The 19783-nt window shown below is 69.6% G+C and carries 19 protein-coding genes; 8 read left to right on the top strand and 11 right to left on the bottom strand.

Annotated features, from left to right (window positions below):
• The first annotated feature begins 1 nt into the window (after position 1).
• Complete coding sequence (locus tag ACFY12_RS30255; RefSeq protein WP_390719107.1) at positions 2–1000, top strand: anion permease; 999 nt, start codon at positions 2–4, stop codon at positions 998–1000.
• Positions 1001–1169: 169 nt separating this feature from the next.
• Here the strand turns inward: ACFY12_RS30255 and pstB are convergent, their stop codons facing one another.
• The 4 genes from pstB to pstS all read right to left on the bottom strand — a co-directional run bounded on the left by pstB (position 1170) and on the right by pstS (position 5270).
• Complete coding sequence (pstB, locus tag ACFY12_RS30250) at positions 1170–1946, bottom strand: phosphate ABC transporter ATP-binding protein PstB (protein WP_390719106.1); 777 nt, start codon at positions 1944–1946, stop codon at positions 1170–1172.
• A gap of 32 nt (positions 1947–1978) precedes the next feature.
• Positions 1979–3052 carry a phosphate ABC transporter permease PstA gene (pstA, locus tag ACFY12_RS30245; protein WP_390719105.1) on the bottom strand — a complete coding sequence of 358 codons (1074 nt, stop codon included), beginning with the start codon at positions 3050–3052 and terminating at the stop codon, positions 1979–1981.
• The gene (pstC, locus tag ACFY12_RS30240; protein WP_390719104.1) at positions 3049–4050 is read right to left on the bottom strand and encodes a phosphate ABC transporter permease subunit PstC; all 1002 of its coding nucleotides are present in this window, start codon (positions 4048–4050) and stop codon (positions 3049–3051) included. Before pstC ends, pstA begins: the two co-directional genes overlap by 4 nt.
• Before the next feature lie 98 nt (positions 4051–4148).
• A complete protein-coding gene (pstS, locus tag ACFY12_RS30235; RefSeq protein WP_390719103.1) occupies positions 4149–5270 on the bottom strand; it encodes a phosphate ABC transporter substrate-binding protein PstS in 1122 nt (373 codons plus the stop codon).
• Positions 5271–5878: 608 nt separating this feature from the next.
• Here pstS and ACFY12_RS30230 point away from each other — a divergent pair.
• Together ACFY12_RS30230 and ACFY12_RS30225 are read left to right on the top strand one after the other, a co-directional pair.
• Positions 5879–7006 (top strand): NlpC/P60 family protein, encoded by a 1128-nt coding sequence (locus ACFY12_RS30230; RefSeq protein WP_390719102.1) that lies wholly within the window; start codon positions 5879–5881, stop codon positions 7004–7006.
• Between the two features lie 427 nt (positions 7007–7433).
• Positions 7434–9095, top strand: coding sequence for a SpoIIE family protein phosphatase (locus tag ACFY12_RS30225; RefSeq protein ID WP_390719101.1), 1662 nt, complete (start codon positions 7434–7436; stop codon positions 9093–9095).
• A 293-nt stretch (positions 9096–9388) separates the two neighbouring features.
• Here ACFY12_RS30225 and ACFY12_RS30220 read toward each other — a convergent pair whose 3' ends face one another.
• The 3 genes from ACFY12_RS30220 to ACFY12_RS30210 form a co-directional block, all read right to left on the bottom strand.
• Positions 9389–9730: a DUF2516 family protein gene (locus tag ACFY12_RS30220; RefSeq protein WP_390719100.1), complete on the bottom strand. Its 342-nt coding sequence runs from the start codon at positions 9728–9730 to the stop codon at positions 9389–9391.
• Positions 9731–9941: 211 nt separating this feature from the next.
• Complete coding sequence (locus tag ACFY12_RS30215; protein WP_390719099.1) at positions 9942–10613, bottom strand: hypothetical protein; 672 nt, start codon at positions 10611–10613, stop codon at positions 9942–9944.
• A gap of 32 nt (positions 10614–10645) precedes the next feature.
• A complete protein-coding gene (locus ACFY12_RS30210; protein WP_390719098.1) occupies positions 10646–11128 on the bottom strand; it encodes a helix-turn-helix domain-containing protein in 483 nt (160 codons plus the stop codon).
• A gap of 334 nt (positions 11129–11462) precedes the next feature.
• Here ACFY12_RS30210 and ACFY12_RS30205 point away from each other — a divergent pair, with 334 nt between their 5' ends.
• On the top strand, positions 11463–12572 hold the full coding sequence (locus ACFY12_RS30205; RefSeq protein WP_390719132.1) for an MFS transporter: 1110 nt from the start codon (positions 11463–11465) through the stop codon (positions 12570–12572).
• Between the two features lie 39 nt (positions 12573–12611).
• On the opposite strand, the gene ACFY12_RS30200 is transcribed toward ACFY12_RS30205, so the two are convergent.
• Positions 12612–13070: a MarR family winged helix-turn-helix transcriptional regulator gene (locus ACFY12_RS30200; RefSeq protein ID WP_390719131.1), complete on the bottom strand. Its 459-nt coding sequence runs from the start codon at positions 13068–13070 to the stop codon at positions 12612–12614.
• A 227-nt stretch (positions 13071–13297) separates the two neighbouring features.
• On the opposite strand from ACFY12_RS30200, the gene eno reads away from it, so the two are divergent.
• Entirely contained in the window at positions 13298–14575 is a 1278-nt protein-coding gene (gene eno, locus ACFY12_RS30195; RefSeq protein ID WP_390719097.1) for a phosphopyruvate hydratase, read from the top strand.
• 214 nt (positions 14576–14789) lie between these two features.
• Here the strand turns inward: eno and ACFY12_RS30190 are convergent, their stop codons facing one another.
• Complete coding sequence (locus ACFY12_RS30190; protein WP_390719096.1) at positions 14790–15569, bottom strand: NAD(P)H-dependent oxidoreductase; 780 nt, start codon at positions 15567–15569, stop codon at positions 14790–14792.
• Positions 15570–15818: 249 nt separating this feature from the next.
• Here ACFY12_RS30190 and ACFY12_RS30185 point away from each other — a divergent pair, with 249 nt between their 5' ends.
• Positions 15819–16667 carry a helix-turn-helix transcriptional regulator gene (locus ACFY12_RS30185; RefSeq protein WP_390719095.1) on the top strand — a complete coding sequence of 283 codons (849 nt, stop codon included), beginning with the start codon at positions 15819–15821 and terminating at the stop codon, positions 16665–16667.
• 29 nt (positions 16668–16696) lie between these two features.
• Here ACFY12_RS30185 and ACFY12_RS30180 read toward each other — a convergent pair whose 3' ends face one another.
• Together ACFY12_RS30180 and ACFY12_RS30175 are read right to left on the bottom strand one after the other, a co-directional pair.
• On the bottom strand, positions 16697–17095 hold the full coding sequence (locus ACFY12_RS30180) for a DUF2752 domain-containing protein (protein WP_390719094.1): 399 nt from the start codon (positions 17093–17095) through the stop codon (positions 16697–16699).
• Between the two features lie 407 nt (positions 17096–17502).
• The gene (locus ACFY12_RS30175) at positions 17503–18507 is read right to left on the bottom strand and encodes a putative protein N(5)-glutamine methyltransferase (RefSeq protein ID WP_390719093.1); all 1005 of its coding nucleotides are present in this window, start codon (positions 18505–18507) and stop codon (positions 17503–17505) included.
• 402 nt (positions 18508–18909) lie between these two features.
• On the opposite strand from ACFY12_RS30175, the gene ACFY12_RS30170 reads away from it, so the two are divergent.
• Positions 18910–19350 carry a hypothetical protein gene (locus ACFY12_RS30170; RefSeq protein WP_390719092.1) on the top strand — a complete coding sequence of 147 codons (441 nt, stop codon included), beginning with the start codon at positions 18910–18912 and terminating at the stop codon, positions 19348–19350.
• Positions 19347–19664, top strand: coding sequence for a winged helix-turn-helix domain-containing protein (locus tag ACFY12_RS30165; protein ID WP_390719091.1), 318 nt, complete (start codon positions 19347–19349; stop codon positions 19662–19664). Before ACFY12_RS30170 ends, ACFY12_RS30165 begins: the two co-directional genes overlap by 4 nt.
• Positions 19665–19783: the final 119 nt, after the last annotated feature.

The following is a 19783-nucleotide window of genomic DNA, read 5'->3' as shown; positions in this document are numbered from 1 at the left end:
CATGGACACCTTCGCACTCGTCGTGACCATTGCGGTCGCGCTCGGTTTCACCTATACCAACGGCTTTCACGACTCCGCGAACGCGATCGCGACCTCGGTCTCGACGCGCGCGCTGACCCCGCGGGCCGCCCTGGCGATGGCCGCCGTGATGAACCTCGCCGGTGCCTTCCTCGGCAGCGGCGTCGCCAAGACGGTCAGTGAGGGGCTGATCGCCACTCCCCATGGCAGCAAGGGGATGGGCATCCTCTTCGCGGCGCTGGTCGGCGCGGTCGTCTGGAACCTGGTCACCTGGTACTTCGGGTTGCCCTCGTCGTCCTCGCACGCCCTGTTCGGCGGTATGGTCGGCGCCGCGCTCGCCGGCGGGACGACGGTGATCTGGTCCGGGGTGATCGAGAAGATCGTCCTGCCGATGTTCATCTCCCCCATCATCGGCCTGGTGCTCGGCTACCTGGTCATGGTCGTCATCCTGTGGATGTTCCGCCGGGCCAATCCGCACAAGGCCAAGCGGGGCTTCCGTATAGCGCAGACCGTCTCCGCGGCCGGTATGGCGCTCGGCCACGGTCTGCAGGACGCCCAGAAGACCATGGGTGTGGTGGTCATGGCGCTGGTCATCGCCGATGTCGAGGAGCAGAGCGCGGCCATCCCGGTCTGGGTCAAGCTGGCCTGTGCGCTCACCCTCTCCCTCGGTACGTACGCCGGCGGCTGGCGGATCATGCGCACCCTCGGCCGGCGGATCATCGAGCTGGACCCGCCGCAGGGCTTCGCCGCGGAGACCACGGCCGCCTCGGTCATGTACACCGCGTCGTTCATGTTCCACGCGCCGATCTCCACGACCCATGTCATCACTTCCGGGATCATGGGCGTCGGCTCCACCAAGGGCCCGCGCGCGGTGCGCTGGGGCGTCGCCAAGAACATCGTGACGGGGTGGTTCATCACGATGCCGGCGGCGGCGCTGGTCGCGGCGCTCGTGTACTGGCTCGTCCTGCTGGCCTTCGGCTGACGGCCGTCCCGCACAGACGGCACGGAAACGGGCCCGCCCTCCTTCCCGGAGGGCGGGCCCTTCGCCTTGCGGTGGCACCGCCATGCAGCACCGCAGGACGCCTGTGTCCGGCCGCCACTGATCCGGCGTCCGGCCGCCGCCGGTCCCCGCGTCCGGCAGCCGACGCCGGTCAGCCGAAGCGGCCGGAGATGTAGTCCTCGGTGGCCTGGACCGAGGGGTTGGAGAAGATCCGCTCGGTCTCGTCGATCTCGATCAGCTTGCCGGGCTGTCCGACGGCCGCGAGGTTGAAGAACGCCGTACGGTCCGAGACCCGGGCGGCCTGCTGCATGTTGTGCGTCACGATGACGATCGTGAAGCGCTCCTTCAGCTCGCCGATCAGGTCCTCGATGGCGAGGGTGGAGATCGGGTCGAGCGCCGAGCAGGGCTCGTCCATCAGCAGCACCTGCGGCTCGACCGCGATGGCGCGGGCTATGCACAGCCGCTGCTGCTGGCCGCCGGAGAGGCCCGAGCCGGGCTTGTTCAGGCGGTCCTTGACCTCGTTCCAGAGGTTGGCGCCCTTGAGGGACTTCTCGACGATGTCCTTGAGGTCGCTCTTCTTGTACGAGCCGTTCAGCCGCAGTCCGGCCGCCACATTGTCGAAGATCGACATCGTGGGGAACGGGTTGGGGCGCTGGAAGACCATGCCGACGGTGCGGCGGACGGCCACCGGGTCGACGCCGGAGCCGTAGAGGTCCTCGTCGTCCAGCCGCACCTTGCCCTCGACGCGGCCGCCGGGCGTGACCTCGTGCATCCGGTTCAGGGTGCGCAGGAAGGTCGACTTGCCGCAGCCGGACGGGCCGATGAACGCCGTCACGGAGCGCGGCTCGACCGTCATCGAGATGTCGTCGATGGCCTTGTGGCCGCCGTAGTACGCGGAGAGGCCGCTGACGTCGATGCGCTTGGCCATGGGAATCACTGCTTCTTTCTGTCGCCGGCCGGTCAGCGGCTGGTCTTGGGGGACTTCCAGCGGGCGATGCCGCGGGCCACCAGGTTCAGGATCATGACGAAGGCGATGAGGACCAGTGCCGCGGCCCAGGCGCGGTCGTAGGAGGCCTCGGAACCCTGCTGCCACTGCTGGAACACATACAGCGGAAGTGACTGCTGGGCGTCTTCGAAGGGGTTGTTGTTGATCGTCTTGGCGCCCCACACCAGGAGCAGCACGGGCGCGGTCTCACCGGTGATACGGGCGATGGCGAGCACCACGCCGGTGGTGATCCCGCCGATCGACGTCGGCAGGACGACCTTGAGGATGGTGCGCCACTTGGGGACGCCGAGGGCGAGTGAGGCCTCGCGCAGTTCGTTCGGGACGAGCTTGAGCATCTCCTCCGTGGAGCGGACCACCACCGGCATCATCAGGATCGCCAGGGCCATCGCACCGGCGAAGCCGGACGGGCCGAAGCCGAGGATCAGGATCCATACGGAGAGGATGAACAGGCCGGCAACGATCGAGGGGATACCGGTCATCACGTCGACGAAGAAGGTGACGGCCTTGGCGAGCCGGCCGCGCCCGTATTCGACGAGGTAGATCGCGGTGAGCAGACCGACCGGCGCCGCGATCAGGGTGGCCAGGCCGACCTGCTCCAGGGTGCCGATGAGCGCGTGGTAGATACCGCCGCCGGGCATCGCGTCCGGGAGGGTGCCCATCGAGTGGGAGAGGAAGTAGCCGTCGAGGACCTTGCTGCCGCGGGCGATGGTCTCCCAGAGGAGGGAGGCGAGCGGGACGACGGCGAGCAGGAAGGTGACCCAGACCAGGCTGGTGGCCAGCCGGTCCTTGGCCTGCCGGGTCCCCTCTACGGCCGTGCTCAGCGCGAACGTGCCGAGGAGGAAGAGCAGCGCGGCGATCAGGCCCCACTGGATCCTGCTGTCCAGGCCGGCCGCCAGCCCGATGCCGCAGCCGGTGCCGGTCGCGACCAGCGCGAGGGCCGGTGCCGCCCAGCGGGGCAGCCGGGCCTGCTTGAGGGAGACCGCGGTGCGGCTCTCGGAGCGCAGCCGGGATTCTGTGGTGACGGTCACGCGGCGGCTCCCGAGTACTCCTTGCGGCGGGCGATGATCAGGCGGGCCGCGCCGTTGACGAGCAGCGTGATCACGAAGAGGACGAGCCCGGAGGCGATCAGGGCGTCCTGGCCGAACTGGTCAGCCTCGCTGAACTTGCTGGCGATGTTCTGGGCGAAGGTGCCGCCGCCCGGATCCAGCAGGCTGGCGTTGATCAGGAAGCTGGGCGAGAGGACCGTCGCCACGGCCATCGTCTCGCCGAGCGCGCGGCCCAGGCCCAGCATGGACGCGCTGATGACGCCGGAGCGGCCGAAGGGGAGCACCGCCATGCGGATGACTTCCCAGCGGGTGGCGCCGAGCGCGAGCGCGGCCTCCTCGTGGGTCTTGGGGACCTGGAGGAAGACTTCGCGGCTGACGCTGGTCACGATCGGCAGGATCATGATCGCGAGCAGGACGCCGACGGTGAACAGTGAGCGGGCGGCGCCCTGGGAGTAGCTGAAGACGCCGGTCCAGCCCAGGTAGTCGTTGAGCCAGCTGTACAGGCCGGACAGGTGCGGGACGAGGAAGAGCGCGCCCCAGAGGCCGTAGATGATGCTGGGCACGGCGGCGAGCAGGTCGATGACGTAGCCGAGCGGCGAGGCCAGCTTGCGCGGTGCGTAGTGCGAGATGAACAGCGCGATGCCGACCGCGACCGGGACCGCGAGGGCCATCGCGATCACCGAGCTGACGAGGGTGCCGAACGCGAGCACCGCGATGCCGAACTTCGGCTCCGTACCGCCGGCGTTCCATTCGAGCGTGGTGAGGAAGTCGGCCTTGTCGCCGGAGATGGCGATCACGGACCGGTAGGTGAGGAAGACCGCGATGGCGGCCATGATCACGAGAAGGGCGATGCCCGAGCCCCGGGAGAGCCCGAGGAAGATCCGGTCACCGGGGTGGACGGCCTTGCCGGACACGGACGGACGGTCGGCGTCGTCCGCCGGCGCGGGCGGGTTGTCGGATATCGGGGAGGCGTGGGTCATGAATTCTCCGGTCTGCGGAGCCGGTGAGGGCTCCTGGTGCGGCGGTGCACCGGACGGGCGGCGGCCGGGGAAGGGGCCCGGCCGCCGCCCGGGGTTCGTCAGGAGAGCGAGGCGACGGCCGAGCGGACCTTCGCGGCGATCTCGGTGGGCAGCGGGGCGTAACCCAGTTCCTTGAGGGCGTTCTGGCCGTCCTTGCTGGAGACGTAGGTCAGGAAGGACTTGGTGGCGGGCAGGGTCTCGGCCTTGTTGCCCTTGTCGCAGACGATCTCGTACGTCACCAGGGTGATCGGGTACGCGCCCTCGGCCTTGGTGGCGTAGTTGAGCTTCAGGGCCAGGTCGTTGCCCTTGCCGACCTGCTGGGCCTCGGCGATGGCCTTGGACGCGTTCTCGACGGTGGCCTCGACCGGATCCTTGGCGCCGGTGTTCAGCTTGACCGTGGGGATCTTGTTGGAGGTCGCGTAGGACAGCTCGAAGTAGGAGATCGCGCCGTTGGTCTGCTTGACCTGCGAGGAGACACCGGCGGAGCCGGACGCGGCCTGGCCGTTGGCGCCCTCCCACTTCTTCGACGGCTCGTACTTCCAGTCGGCGGGGGCGGCGCCCTTGAGGTACTTGGTGAAGTTGTCCGTCGTACCCGAGTCGTCGGAGCGGTGGAAGGCCTGGATCTTGAGGTCCGGGAGCTTGGCGTCCGGGTTCAGCTTCTTGATCGCCTCGTCGTCCCACTTGGTGATCTTCGAGTCGAAGATCTTCGCGAGGGTCGGGGCGTCCAGGACGAGGTTGTCCACACCGGGGACGTTGTAGCCGACCGCGATCGGGCCGCCGACCATCGGCAGGTCGACGGCCTGGCCGCCCTTGCAGACCTGCTTCGACTTGGAGACCTCGTCGGGCTTGAGGGCCGAGTCGGAGCCCGCGAACGCGGTCTGGCCCTGCAGGAAGGTGGTGATACCCGCGCCCGAGCCGGTCGGCTGGTAGTTGATCTCGGTGTCCTTGCAGGCGCCGGCGTAGGCCTGCACCCAGGCGTCCATGGCGTTCTTCTGCGCGGACGAGCCGGACGCGAGCAGTTTGCCCTTGCCCTCGCACTTGATGTCCGACGCCTTGGCGGAGCTGCCGCCACCGCCGCCGGTGGTGTCGTCGGAGCCGCACGCCGTCAGGGCCAGGGCACCGGTGACGGCCAGAGCGCCAAGCGAGAGGGCGCGAACCCGGTTCTTGCGCTGAAGCTTCACTGTCGGGAATTCCTTCCTGGGGCGCGCCGCGTGGTCGGCGTGCTGAGGGGTGATGGGTGGTGATGCGGTCGTGTTGCGGTGCTTGTTACGGGTGGTGACCGCTGTGGGGGCGCGGTGCCAGCTAGCCGCGTCGCGCTCGCTCCGTGGGCAGGGCGCGCACTCGGTACGGCCGAAATTAGGCAGATCAGGTGAAGCAGCCGATGGAGGAGAGTGAACGCGAGGTGAACCTCGTCCGTCAGATGAGTACGGGATGAGAGCGGGGTGAGAACTGTTCGCCCGCTCGTACTAAAGAGCCCGTCGCTCTGTCGAATGACTGATCGGTATGGCAGCATCCGCGCGGGGATACGACGCGAATACGACGCGAATCGGTGCGGAACGACCGGAGGTGGCTGGTGGGGAGCCAGGGGGCACGGCAGGGCGTTCGGGGTGTACGAGACGGGGGAGACGTGCGAGATGTGCAAGACGGGGGAGACGTAGAAGACGCAGGAGATGCGGCGGGTGCGGACCGTGTATGCGGCGTACATCCCACACGCGGCTCATATCCCACACACGGCTCATATCGCACGGACAGTGCACCTCGCGTCCGCGGCGGCCGGGCGGCCCGGCTGTTGACCTGCATCGCCGTCGTCCTGTGTGCGACGGGTCTGCTCGGCGCCACGGCCGGTACGGCCTACGCCGACGGCCCCACGGCCGCGCCCGGCACCGGGACCGATACCGAAACCGACACCGGAACCGACACCAGGCCCCCGGCCCCGGACTCCGACGCGCGGCGTCTCGACGACGTCCGCAAGAAGATCGACGCCCTCTACCGCAAGGCCGAGCAGGCCACCGACGCCTACAACGCCGCCGAGGAACAGGTCGAGCGCCAGCAGAAGGAGATCGTCAAGCTGGCCCGCGGCATCGACAGCACCCAGCGCAGGCTGGCCGCCCTCAAGCAGCAGGCGGGGGTGCTGGCCAGCGCCCAGTACCGCGGCGGCGGGCTGCCGGTCGAAGCGAAACTGGTGCTCGACGCCGATCCCGAGGCCTTCCTCGACAATGCCACGCTGGCCCGGAAGGGGCAGCTCGCCGCTAAGCGCGTGGTCAATCAACTCGTGAATCTCAAGGGCGACTTGGAGAGCTATTCGCACTCCGCCACCGAACGCTGGGAGCAGCTGGAGGCACATCGCAAGAAGCAGGAAAACGCCCGGCGGGACATCGAGAAAAAGATCGACGAGGCAAAGCGGCTGGAATCCCGGCTGGCTGCCAAGGAAATGTCCCGGCTGCGGAAGCTGGAGGATGAAGAGGCATTCCGGCAGCAGCAGAAGTGGCTCGACTCGGGTGCCCTGAAAGACATCAGCGACAGCGCGTCGGCGCTGGGCAAGAAGGCGATTTCGTTCGCCACCGCACAGATCGGCAAGGATTATGTCTGGGGCGCGGAGGGGCCGGACACCTTCGACTGCTCCGGGCTGACCCTGCGGGCCTGGCAGCACGGCGGCCGGACGATTCCGCGGACCTCGCAGGAACAGTGGCGGCGGCTGCCGCACATCGCCCTACGGGATATGCGGCCGGGCGACCTGATCATTTATTTCTCCGATGCCAGCCATGTCGGGATGTATCTCGGCGACGGCGCGATGGTGCACGCGCCGCGGCCCGGCCGGCAGGTGACGATCGCCGGCGCCGGCTCGATGCCGATCCTCGGCGTCGTACGCCCCGATGGTGACCTGTCCGACAAAGACGGACCTGATGGTGACCGCTGACACAATGACGCAGATCACTCCGGCGATAAATGACCGGATTGTTTGCTATCCGTGGGTTGTCGTGGTGTAGCGGAATGCACTCAAGCGGGGTGATGTTCGTCATTCCCCATTTTGCCCGCCCCAGGTCAAATGGCTTATTGAGTGCGGCATATGACGGTGGCCGAATGCCGTCGGCCATTCCCTCCCTCTCCGTACGGGCGCTATCGTCGCCTGTCAGTGCCTGGAACACGCCCGCTCAATTGACCCACCGGCCACCGGCCACGACCTACTGGCCGCCGGCCACCGGCCGCAGGCCATCCGCCTACCGGCCGACTGGTCCACTGATCCAAGACTGACCCAAGACCCACCTGAGCGATGTGACCCGGCACGGTGGTGCGCCGATCAGCGCCTCATCACGCCCCTCGGGGGGAGGGAAGGAAGCAGACCGATGCCCGTACCCGTACCGCAGCAGCGGTCGGCCGAGTCGCCGCGGCTGGCAGGACCGGCGTACGACGCCTGCGCGGACACCGCGCCAGTCGTCGGTACGCCGGGCACGGTCGCCGGTACGCCGGACACGGCCGAGGGCATCCCGGGCACGGTTGCCGACAGCCCCGGGATGGCGGCCGACGCCCCGGGCAAGGCGGCCGACGCTCCGGGCAAGGCGCCCGGCATGCCGGGCCTGGAGGCCGGCACGCCCGGTACGGGGCCCGGCACACCCGGTACAGAGCCCGGCGAGCAGCGACTTTCGGACGACCCCGCGCCGCCGGTCCCGCAGGGCCTGACGCTGCTCCTCATCGGCGAGGACCCCAACAGTCACGTTCCCGACATGTGGGACTGGGCGGGCCGTAAGGCGCGCGTACGCACCGCCCGCAACCTCACCGAGGCCGAGCGGCTGCTCACCGACGATGTGCACTGCATCCTGCTCGACCTGCCCCCGGCCGAGCGCGCCGCCGACCGTACGGACCGTGCTGACCGTACGGAACGTGCTGACCGCGCCGACTGGGCCGCCTGGGCCGAACGGGTCGCCCGGACGGACAAACCGGAGCGGGACCCGGGCAGCCCGGGTCGCTCAGGCAGCCCGGGTGCCCCGGGCCAGGCCGATGCCTCCGCCGACGAGCTGGGGATTCTCCGCGACGTCCTGCGGATGGCCCCCTCGCACGCCGTCCTCGTCCTCACCCGCGAGACCGATGCCGAGCGCGCCGCCGACGCCGTCCGCGTCGGTGCCCAGGACTACCTCTTCCACGACGAGCTGGACGGGGCGGTGCTCAGCCGCGCCGTCCGCTACGCCGTCGAACGCAAACGCGCCGACCTCGCACAGCGCCAGCTGACCGAGTCCCGGATGCGGGCCCAGGAGAACGCCCGCCTGGAACGCGGCCTGCTGCCCACTCCGCTGCTCGACGGCTCCGACCTGCGGTTCGCCGCCCGCTACCGGCCGGGCCGCAGCCGTGCACTGCTCGGCGGCGACTTCTACGACACCGTCCGTACCCCCGACGGCACCGTCCACGCGATGATCGGCGACGTCTGCGGCCACGGTCCGGACGAGGCCGCTCTCGGCGTCGAGCTGCGGATCGCCTGGCGCGCGCTGACCTTCGCCGGGCTGTCCGGCGACGAACTGCTCGCCACCCTCCAGAAGGTGCTGGAGCACGAGCGCGGGGACGACGAGATCTTCGCGACGCTCTGCACCGTCGACATCTCCGCCGACGGCCACCACGCCGGCCTCTTCCTGGCCGGCCACCCGGCCCCCCTGCTGGCCCGCGCCGGCGAGCGCCCCCAGCTGCTGCCGTACGAATTCGGCGGCCCGGCGCTCGGCCTGCTGCCCCAGGCCCGCTGGCCGCGCCGGCAGGTCGAGCTGGGCAGCGCCTGGAGCCTGATGATGTACACCGACGGCCTGATCGAGGGCCGCATCGGCCAGGGCAACCAGCGCCTCGGCCAGGAGGGGATGGCCGAACTGGTAAGCCGCCAGATGGAGTTCGGCCTCAGCGGCGAGGCCCTGCTGGAAGCGTCGGTCCAGGAGGTTCAAGACCTCAACGGCGGCGAACTCACCGACGACGTCGCCGTCCTGCTCCTGGACCGCCCCACCCAGAACCCCACCCCACACAACAGCCCCTGACCGGAGCACCGAGAACAACCCCTGACCGGAGCACCGAGAACAGCCCCTGGCCGGAGCACCGAGAACAGCCCCTGACGGGAGCACCGAGAACAACCCCTGACCGGAGCACCGAGCAACCCACCCGCCGCACCGATTCCGCGCCACGGCGCACTACGACGCACCACGGCCGCCGCTCCCGGAATACTGCGCACCCGCTCCCGGAATACCGCGCACCGCACCAACGTTGTGGCCCCGCAGGGGGCCCTCGCATCCCCTAGGGGATCTGTTCGACCGTCCCCTAGGGGCCGCCCGGCTCAGCGCCCGCCGTTGTACGGCCCGTACGGTCCGTCCGAGCTGGAGCCGCCGCGCCACCGGCCGCTGCCGCCGGAGATCTCCCGCAGTGCCGGCCGCACATCGACGGTGTAGACGATCACCGCGATGATGCCGATGATCGGCAGGAACGACATGACCGGCAGGATGAACAGCAGGGCCGTGGCAATGGCGAGGAACACCAGCCACATGCCCTTGGTCTGCTTGTTGGCGGCGCGGTAGGCGTCCTCACGGCGCACCGCCGCATCGATCAGCATCACGGCGGCATAGACCCCCAGGCCGAGCTGCACCCAGCTCAGAATGCTCTGGAACCCGTAAATCAGCACGCCATCCACCGCCCGTTCGCCGTTCGTCTCGTCTTCTCGTCTTCGCCAGTTGTCTCGTACTCGTCAGCTCGTCGTCGTCCGTGCGGCCCCACCGTACCCGGACAACGGGACCGTACCCGGACAACGGGCCGGGCACGTCCAGTGTGCCCGGCCCGGCCGGTGAACCGGCGCTCTCGGCTGATGCGGCGCCGTCAGTGAAGAGTGATCCGAGTCACTTCGTGGAGGGCGGGGTGCTCTTCTTCGCCGGGGCCGGCTTGCGCTGCGCGACCGGCTTCTTCCCCGCGGCCGCCTTGGCCTGGCTCTGACTCTGGGCCGAGCTCTGGGCCTGGGGGGCCTGCTCCTGGCTCCGACCCTGGGTCGACGGCGTTGCCTTGGACTCCGCCTTGGCCCCGTTGGCGACCTCGGTCGCGGCGCTGCCCTCGGCGGCGGCCGGCTTCGACCCCGGCTCGACCGCGACCGTGCCCTCCTCGCCGCGGTCGGCGGCGTCGCTGCGCCAGGTCTCCACTGCGTTCCGTCCGCGCTCGGCCAGTCCTTCATAGCCCTCGCGGACCTGTACGGCGCCCTCGGCGACCCGGCCCACGCCCTGCAGCGTCAGCTCCTGCGCGCGGTCACGGAACTTCTTGAAGTCGCCGTCGAGCGAGTCCCGCAGCTCCGCCAGCTTCTCCTTGGCCTCCTTGGCCTGCTTGGCGACCAGTGCCTGGATGTCCTTGGGATCGGTGCTGCGTACCGACTCGAAGCGCTTGGGCGCCTCGGCCTGGACCTTCTTGACGAGCTGCGGCACCTCGGCGAGCTTCTCGGTGGCCAGGTCGAAGCCGCCGACCAGCGCGTACAGCGGGGTCGTGTCGGTCAGGGCCTTGCGGAGGTCATCGGTGGTGATGGCCATGGCGTTCTTCCTCCTGGAAACGGTTTGGTTGCTCAGGTGGCGTGCGGGCCGCCGTCGGCCTCTGTCTCACGGGAGTCCGTGCCGCGTGCCTCGCGGGAATCCGGGCCGCTCCCGTCTCCCCGCTCGTCCTCACGCCCGCTCGCAGTGCCGTCCTTGCCGCCGCCGACGAGCCCGTTCTCCTTGCGGAACGACTCGTAGATCTGCAGCAGGACCTGCTTCTGCCTCTCGTTCAGCGCCGGGTCGGTGAGTATCGCGGTCTGTACCTCGACTCCGTCCAGCCCCCGCCGCTCGTCCAGAATTCCGGCCTGGACGTACAGCGTCTCGGCGGATATCCGCAGCGCCTTGGCGAGCTGCTGCAGGATCTCCGCGCTCGGCTTGCGCAGCCCGCGCTCGATCTGGCTGAGGTACGGATTGGACACCCCGGCGGCATCCGCCAGCTGCCGCAGACTCAGCCGCGCCGTGCGCCGCTGCTCCCGCAGGAACTCGCCGAGATTGCCGACGTTGAGTGATGCCATGTGTCGATACTGCCCCTTCGTGCTAACTATTGCAAGCAACCGCTAGCAAAAGTGGTTCCGCTGTGAGGCTGCGGCGCTGTGGGGCTGCGGCGCTGCGGTCGTGCGAGTGGCTCGTCACGCCGACTGTCATGTCGGCGAGGTATTTGAGGTATTTGTCGTGATGGCGCACGGCAGGTGAATGGGGTTGCGGCGGGGTCGGTGAGCTCTGTGGGGTACCTCCATGGACGGCGCCATGGAGCAGGAGCAGGAGCAACGGGCGAGGGCGGGAAGAGACCTTGCGATCGCCGGTCGACAACCGGCTCCCTGGCACGGACCGGCGGTGCTCGTGGCCCTGATGCTGGCCGCCTTCACCTTCAACACTGCGGAGAACCTGCCGATCGGCCTCCTGGAGCTCATCTCTGAAAGCCTTCGGGTGTCGGTGCCGGCGGTCGGTCTCCTGGTTACCGGTTACGGCGTGACGGTGGCCGTTGCGTCGGTACCGCTGGCCCACGTCATGCGGGCTGTGCCCCGGCGGCATGTGCTCACGGGACTTCTGGCCGCGCTCGTCGTGTCCAGTCTGATGGCAGCGCTGGCTACCTCCTACTGGCTGCTCCTTGTGGCGCGGCTGCTGACCGCGCTCGGCCAGGCGCTGTTCTGGGCTGTGATGGGGCCGGTCGCGGTGGGCCTGTTCGCGCCAGAGGTCCGTGGGCGTGTGGTCGGGGCACTGTCCGTCGCCGGTTCGCTCGCCCTGGTGCTCGGTGTTCCCGCCGGGACCTGGCTGGGTCGGCAGAGTGGCTGGCCGGTTCCGGTCGCTCTGCCGGCGGTTCCGGGGCTCATCTCTCTGGTGACGATCGCTGTTCTGCTGCCGACCTCGCGTCCGGAAAAAGAGCCCACCGCCTACGGAACCAGTCCCCACGCCCGCCGGTTCTGGACGGTGCTGGCGGGCGGCACCCTGTCCGCCACCGGGGCATTCGCGGGATACACCTACATCGTGAAGTTCCTGGGCGACGTGAGCGGGTTCTCATCGAGCGCGGTCAGCGCCCTGCTCGTGGCTTTCGGCGTGGCGTGTCTGGCCGGGGCGAGCATCACCGGCGCGATACTGGACCGCTTTCCGCAGTCCGCTCTGACCACGGCCGTAGCCACACAGGCGGTGGGCATGCTCGGTCTGTACGCGGCCGGCACCCGTCCGGTAGGGGCGGTGGTGTTCCTGGTGCTGATGGGCGGTGCACTCGGGCCGGTGTTCATGACCACCCAGAACGCGATGCTGCACTGCGCACCGGGCCGCACGGATATCGCCCTCGCGGCGAACTCCGGTGCCTACAACGCCGGTATCGCGGCGGGCGCCGCACTTGGGGCACTGATCCTGCCGCTGACCGGCGTGCGGGGCACCTTCCTCGCCGGTGGGCTGCTGACGTTCGGGGCCTGCGCAGTGCTACGGGGCGGGCGGGCGTCCGCCCCGCCGTGACAACGGAAGTGCGTCCACGACGGCGGAAGTACGTCCACATCAGCTCAAGCGGTCGTCTGATCCACGGGTCGCTGCCTCGTGCGCCGCGAGCCGCTCCACCAGCCCGATCCCCCGCGCCAGCAACTCCCGTTCCTCCCCCGTCAATTCCGCCTCGATCGCCCGCGCAAGCCAATCGGCCCTGCGCCCCCGCTCCTCCTCCAGCAGCGCCTGCCCCGCAGAGGAGAGCTCGACCAGGCTCTTGCGGCCGTCGGTCGGATGCGCCCGACGAGTGATCAGCCCCTGCTCCATGAGCAGTCCGACGGCTCGGGCCATGGACTGCGGACGCACCCGCTGATCGGCCGCCAGTTCGCTGGTCGTCATCGCGCCGCTGCGGTCCAGCGCACCGAGGACGGCCACCTGGCCGAGCGGCATCTGGTCCTCGAGCTTCACGCGCCGGGTGAGCTTTCCCATCGCGGTGCGCAGTTCGGCCGCGACGGCGGCGGATTCCGGAATGGGCATACCGAATTTTAACGCAGCGTAACTGCGCAGCGATGCTGAACAGTGCAACTGTTCAGCAGCACTGAACAGCATAGCTGCGCAGCATTGCTGTAGAGTTTTGCTGTGCCGGGTCCAGCGCCACTGTCGCCGCAGCCACAGCCCGGCACGTAGCAGCCGGAGCCCGGCACGCATACGACAACGGGTCTTACGGATGACCAGAGCAACCACCCTTGAAAGGCAGGACTCCCGTGACCGCCATCACCTCCGTCACCGGCCGCCGCGTTCTCGACAGCAGGGGCAACCCCACCGTCGAAGTGGACGTGGAACTGGCGGACGGATCCATCGGTCGGGCCGCAGTCCCCTCCGGCGCTTCGACGGGCGCCCGCGAAGCCGTCGAACTCCGCGACGGTGACCCGGCTCGCTGGCACGGCAAGGGCGTCGACCGCGCGGTACGCCACGTCAACACGGAGCTCGCCGCCGCCGTCACCGGTCGCGAGGCCGAGGACCAGGCCGGCCTCGACGCCGCCCTCGTCGCCACGGACGGCACCCCCGCCAAGTCCAGGCTCGGCGCCAACGCGATCCTCGGGGTCTCCCTGGCCACTGCCAAGGCCTCGGCGGCCGCCCGCCGCCTGCCGCTCTACCGCTACCTCGGCGGCTCCGACGCCCGGCTGCTGCCCGTACCGATGATGAACATCGTCAACGGGGGCGCGCACGCCGACAACCCCCTGGACTTCCAGGAGTTCATGATCGCCCCGATCGGCGCGGAGACCTTCGCCGAGGCCGTGCGGATGGGGTCCGAGATCTTCCATACCCTGCGCCGCGACCTGCTCGCCGCCGGACACTCCACGGGCGTCGGCGACGAGGGCGGCTTCGCGCCCGCCCTGCGCACCGCCGAAGAGGCCCTCGACTTCGTCGTGGCCGCCGTCGAGCGCACGGGTTACCGGCCGGGCACGGACATCGGCCTGGTCATGGACCCCGCGTCGTCCGAGTTCTTCCGCGACGGCGTCTACGACTACACCGGCGAGGGCGTACGGCGCACACCGGCCGAACACGCCGACTACCTGGTCAAGTTGATCGACGCCTACCCCATCGTGTCGATCGAGGACCCGATGGCCGAGAACGACCTGGCGGGGTGGCAGGACCTGACGGCACGGGTCGGTGCGCGCTGCCAGCTCACCGGCGACGACGTGTTCTGCACGAACGAGACCCTCCTGCGCGAGGGCATCCGCTCCGGCGTCGCCAACTCGGTCCTGGTGAAGGTCAATCAGATCGGCACCCTGACGGAGTCCCTGGCCACCGTCAACGCCGCCCACCGGGCGGGCTACACCGTCGTCATGTCGCACCGCTCGGGAGAGACGGAGGACACGACGATCGCGGACCTGGCGGTGGCCACGGGCTGCGGTCAGATCAAGACCGGCTCGCTGTCCCGCTCCGACCGCACCGCCAAGTACAACCAACTCATCCGCATCGAGGAGGGGTTGGGCAGCAGCGCCCGGTATGCAGGCGCGGAAGCGCTGCGCCGCTGACCGTTGCTGGCCGCTGCAAGCCGCCGCTACAGTAGCCGCCGCAAACCGCCGCAAACCGCTGCTCACCACGTACGAGCTCGTCAGCCGTCGCGGAATCTGGCGGGCCAGGGTGAGGACCAGGACCAGGGCCAGGGCCAGGACCAGGGTCAGGGGCAGGGCGAGGGGCAGGGGGAGCGCGGACTCGAACTCGCCCCGGCTACCCCCGCCCCGGCGGTCAGTCGCGCACGTGCAGCCCGAACCCCGTGCGGCCCGCGGGCTCCAGTCCCTCCTTCAGGTGCAGTGAGGGGAGCTCGTAATCGCCGAAGTTCTGCCGCCGGAACGCGATCGGCTCGGTCGATTCCAGGGTGAGCAGGCGCTGCTCCCAGGCCTTGGTGGCGTCCCGGTAGTCCTCGCCGGTCATCTGGTCGGTGCCGTACAGCACGAACGGCGGCAGCACCTCGATGCCCGGGTAGTAGAGGATGCCGTGGTGGATCGGGAACAGCAGATCGTCGATGGGGCCGTTGATCGCGCGAGCGGCGTAATGCGACTCCGGGCCGCCGGCCGTCACCGACAGCAGAGCCTTCCTGCCCGCGAGGGTGCCTTCGCCGTAGCGCTCGCCGTACTTGGTGTCGCTGTGCTCGCCGACGCCGTACGCGAATCGGTAGGTGAATACCCGGTCCACCCAGCCCTTGAGGATCGCGGGCATCGAGTACCACCACAGCGGGAACTGGAAGATGAGCGTGTCGGCCCACAGCAGCTTCTGCTGCTCGGCGAGGACGTCCGGGGTGAGCGTCCCGGCGTCGAAGGCCCGGCCCGAGTCCCGAGCGACCTTCAGCGGAGTTGAGGCGTCGGGGCCGTAGTCCGCGGCGTCCACGGCCGTCTTCCAGTTCATCGCGTACAGATCGCTCACCCGCACCTCGTGCCCGGCGTTCTCCAATGTGGACACCGCGAGGTCCTTCAGCGAGCCGTTGAGCGACTTCGGCTCCGGGTGGGCGTAGACGATCAGCGTCTTCACGGGAACACTCCTTGACTCCTTCGGAACGGATCGGATGTCTTCGATCCTGGGCGCCGCGATGCCCGGCGTTCAGGGACGCTTCTTCCGTCGGACGCCTCTTCCGTTGGACGTCTCTTCCGTCGGACACCTCTTCCATCGGACGGGACTTCCGTTGGACGGCTCTTCCGCTGGACGGGGCTTCCGTCGGACAGGACTTCCTGGTAACGGCAGGGCCACCTTCACGGTCAACACCGAGGCCATACTGGGGACATGGACGATCTCGCGGGCTTCCTGCGGACCCGGCGTTCCCGGGTCGATCCGGCGGCCGTCGGCATCCCCGTCGACAGCCGCCGACGCGTCGAAGGGCTGCGCCGCGAAGAGGTCGCGCACCTCTCCGGAGTCAGCGTCGACTACTACGTACGCCTGGAGCAGGGCCGCGCGACCCAGCCCTCCGAGCAGGTCCTCGACGCGCTCGCCCGCGTGCTGGGCCTCGACGAGACCGAACGCGGGCACCTCCACCGGCTCGCCCGGCAGCGCCGCCGCCGCACGAAGGCGCCGGGCGGGCGGGTCCGGCCGGAGCTGCTGCGCGTCCTCGGCCTGGTCGCCGACGCACCCGCGCTGATCATGGACCACCGCATGGACGTGCTCGCCGGGAACCGCCTTGCCGGTCTCCTCTACGGCCGGCCGATGCCGGGCCTGAACACCGCCCGGCACATCTTCCTCGAGGAGGCCGAGCGCGGCCTGTACGCGGACTGGGAGAAATGCACCCTCGACGTGGTCGGGCACCTGCGTCTGGCCGCCGGCAAATACCCCGAGGACCCGCGCCTGGCCTCGCTCATCGGCGAGCTGGCGATGGGCAGCGAACGCTTCCGCCGTCTCTGGGCCCGCGCGGACGTGTGCGCCCGTACACATGGATGCAAGGCGTACCGGCACCCGCTGGTCGGACTGTTGGAACTGCACCAGGAGAACTTCGCACTCCCGGATGGGTCGGGCATGGAGCTGCTGGTGCTGTCCGCAGCTCCCGGAAGCCCCGCCGAGGACGGGCTACGCCTGCTCGCGGGCCTGGGCGCGGACAGCGGCGATACGCATGCCCCGGCGAACGCTCAGGTCTGCGAGTAACTCGACGATGCCCACCTGCCACCTGCCACCTACCACTCACCACCGGGGAGGTCAGGGTGCTGGGACAACCAGGCGTGTGTCTCGGCGTGCGGGTCGACCCGCAGCAGGTCGGCGTACGCCTGCTGCCGCACCGTCAGTGCGACGAGCAGGGTCAGGGCCAACACCGTCATAGGGCGGCGGCGTACCCGTAGGTTCAGCCAGCGGCCTCCGAGGCGTCCAACGACCTCGCGGACCACTACGGTCAGGGCGCCGGCGACCAGCACCACGCTGAGGGGGTTGTAGCGCCAGGCCTCGCCGAAGTGCCCGAGCATTGCCGCGTGTACCCCACGGGTGCCGCCGCACAGCGGTCCCATCACGCCCGCGCGATGCGGCGGCCCGTGGAGGTCGATCGGAGGTAGCCCGAAGAGGGCCATTGCCGCGCCCGCCATGAGTCCGGCCGCGGCCAGCGGGCCGGCCCAGCGGTGCCGGTCATGGTCCTCCCAGACTGCTCGGCATGGCAGCCACCGCTGCCACCGCTGCCTGGTCTGTGGCCTGTCCTGTCCTCTGTCTTGTCGTCTGCCCTGTTGTCCGTGTTGCCACCCGTCCTCGCTCGGCACGCCGTCTCACCACCGTCTTCGTTCTGCTGTGGCCTCGGGAGATTTCTCCGGGAGTGGTCTACGTCTGCGGGAGTGGTCTGCGTCTGAGGGGGGGCGGGGGACGTCCGTGGAGGGAGATGTCCGTTCGGTCAGTGTCGGCTCTGCCGGCGCCGACCGCATTTGCCCGGCGGCGTGGCGGCGGCCGATCGGGCGACCGGCAGGGCGTTGCTGTGACGAGGCAAGAGGAGGGCGGGGAGCCGTCAGCGTTCCGCGCTGCGTTCGGCGCTGTGTTCAGCGCTGCGGGACGCGCCGTCGCCTTGTCGCCGCCGGGTCCCGATGACGACCGTGGCGTACAACTCGTCGCAGGTGGCCACCCGGGGATGCAGACCGTTGAGGGCGAAGGCCTCGACTGCCCGCGGGGCCTGCCGTTCGCTCGTCTCGACGAGCAGATGTCCACCCGGCGCCAGCCACTGCGGCGCGGCGGCGGTCACCCGGCGCAGCACGTCGAGCCCGTCCGCGCCGCCGTCGAGCGCCACCAGCGGCTCGTACTCGCGGGCTTCCGCGGGTAGCAGTCCGACCTCTTCGGTCGGTACGTAGGGAACGTTGGCCACCAGGATGTCGATACGGCCGCGGAGCCCGGTGGGCAGCGCGGCGAAGAGGTCGCCTTCGTAGACCTGGCCTCCCACGGAGGTGACGTTACGGCGGGCGCAGCGCACCGCGGCGGGGTCGATGTCGGCCGCGTACAGCTCGACTCGCTCCGGCCCGGTGGTGAGCGCGGTGGCCAGCGCGGCGCCCACCGCGCCGGAGCCGCAGCACAGGTCGACTGCGATCAGGGGACGGCAGGGGAGAGGGCAGGAGCGGGGGCAGGGGAGGCGGCGGTCCCTGGCCCGGAGGCTGAGCGCGATGGCCTCGCCCAGCAGGAATTCGGTGCGGCGACGGGGCACGAAGACGCCGGGATCGACGGCGATGCGCAGTCCGTGGAACTCGGCCCAGCCGAGGACGTGTTCCAGAGGCAGGCCGGCGACCCGTCGCTCCACCATGGCGGCGAGCTCGTCCGGCGTATCCGCGGTGGAGAGGAGCAGGTCGGCCTCGTCCTCGGCGAAGACGCAGCCGGCGGCGCGCAGCGTGGTGACGATGGCGGAGTGGGACGGCGGCGGCGAGACCTGCTGAGACGCGGGAGCCGAACAGCGCGACGAGACCCGCTCCGCGAGGGGCGGGACCAGGTCCGAGGGGAATGGGGGCGCGGGGAACTGAGGTGACGACATGTGAGCCTTTCGGGGCGCTGAGCGCGCTTCCCGGGTCACCTGTGCCGGACGGTCACTTGGACCGGGTGGACCGCACGGCGTGAGACGGGAGCGCCTGCCGGGACTGGCGGGGGATCGGTCTCACCTCCTCGAACGGGCCACTGCTGTGACGATCACAGTACCTGACGCAGCGAAAGCTTCGGATGCGGTGCGGTGCGGTGCGGTGCGGGGCTGGGCTGGGCTGGGCGGTGCGGGGCGTGGGGCGGCGTGGGGCGAACCGCGCCTCATCCGCAGCGGACGGCTGGAAAGTACTTGTCAGATTGGAAAGTACTTGTCATGCTGATTGTGCGACGCCGGGAGATGGGGCGGCGCGGGAGGACGAACCGACGCATTGGTCAACGCATTAGTCAGGGGGGGACTGAAATGCCGAATTACGCATGCGCATCAGATTCCGGGGGCGCATCTGACGCGGCGGCCGCACTGGCCCGCGCGCAGGAGCTGAGCTCCAAGGTCCGGGACAGCTCCCGGTGGTATGTCTGGTACCAGGTGATCTACGGCTGTGCATCCGGGCTCCTGGTCCTCGCCATCGGGCTGCTGGACCATCCGTATGGGGTGGCGATCGGCATAACGTGCTGGTGCCTCGTCATCGGGGGACTGTCGGTGTACGCGGCCCGGCAGCGCGTATCCCGGCGCGGGTTCGGCCGTTGGCACGGCGGCTTGATCGGCACCTGGGCGCTGCTCTACAACGCGGTGCTGATTCCTGGCTGCATCTGGTTTCCGGGCGTTGCGGCGTGGTGGGTGCCCGGTGCCCTGGTGGTTGCCCTTCCCGGGCTGATAGGCGCTTACCTGGAGGCCCGGCGGTGACGGACCCGCAGCGGGGAAACCATCCACGCCATGAACTCGACGAGGTGATCCACGCCCCGGTCCGCTTCTCCATCGTGGCGACGCTGGCGGCTGCCGACAAGGCGGAGTTCGCCTTCGTCCGCGATACCGTCGAGGTGAGCGACTCGGTCTTGTCACGGCAGGTCGCCACCTTGGAGAAGGCCGGCTACGTCGCCGTCACCAAGGGCTACGTCGGCAAGCGCCCGCGCACCTGGCTCGCTCTCACGGAGGATGGCCGCACCGCCTTCACCGCGCACTGCCAGGCCCTGCGGGCCATTGCGGGAGACACCGGCTGACGGAACGCGGGAGAACCGGCTGACGGGACTCTGCCTCGGCATCGTACGACCACCACCGCCGAAGCCTTGTTGACTTCGAGGTTGACTTCGAGCGCACTCCAACTCATAACGTCCCGGCC

Origin of the sequence: Streptomyces sp. NPDC001339 (genome assembly GCF_042895955.1) — a bacterium.
GTDB lineage: Bacteria > Actinomycetota > Actinomycetes > Streptomycetales > Streptomycetaceae > Streptomyces.
Note: the sequence above shows the minus strand (reverse complement) of the source record. Positions and strands in the feature narration are given on the sequence as shown.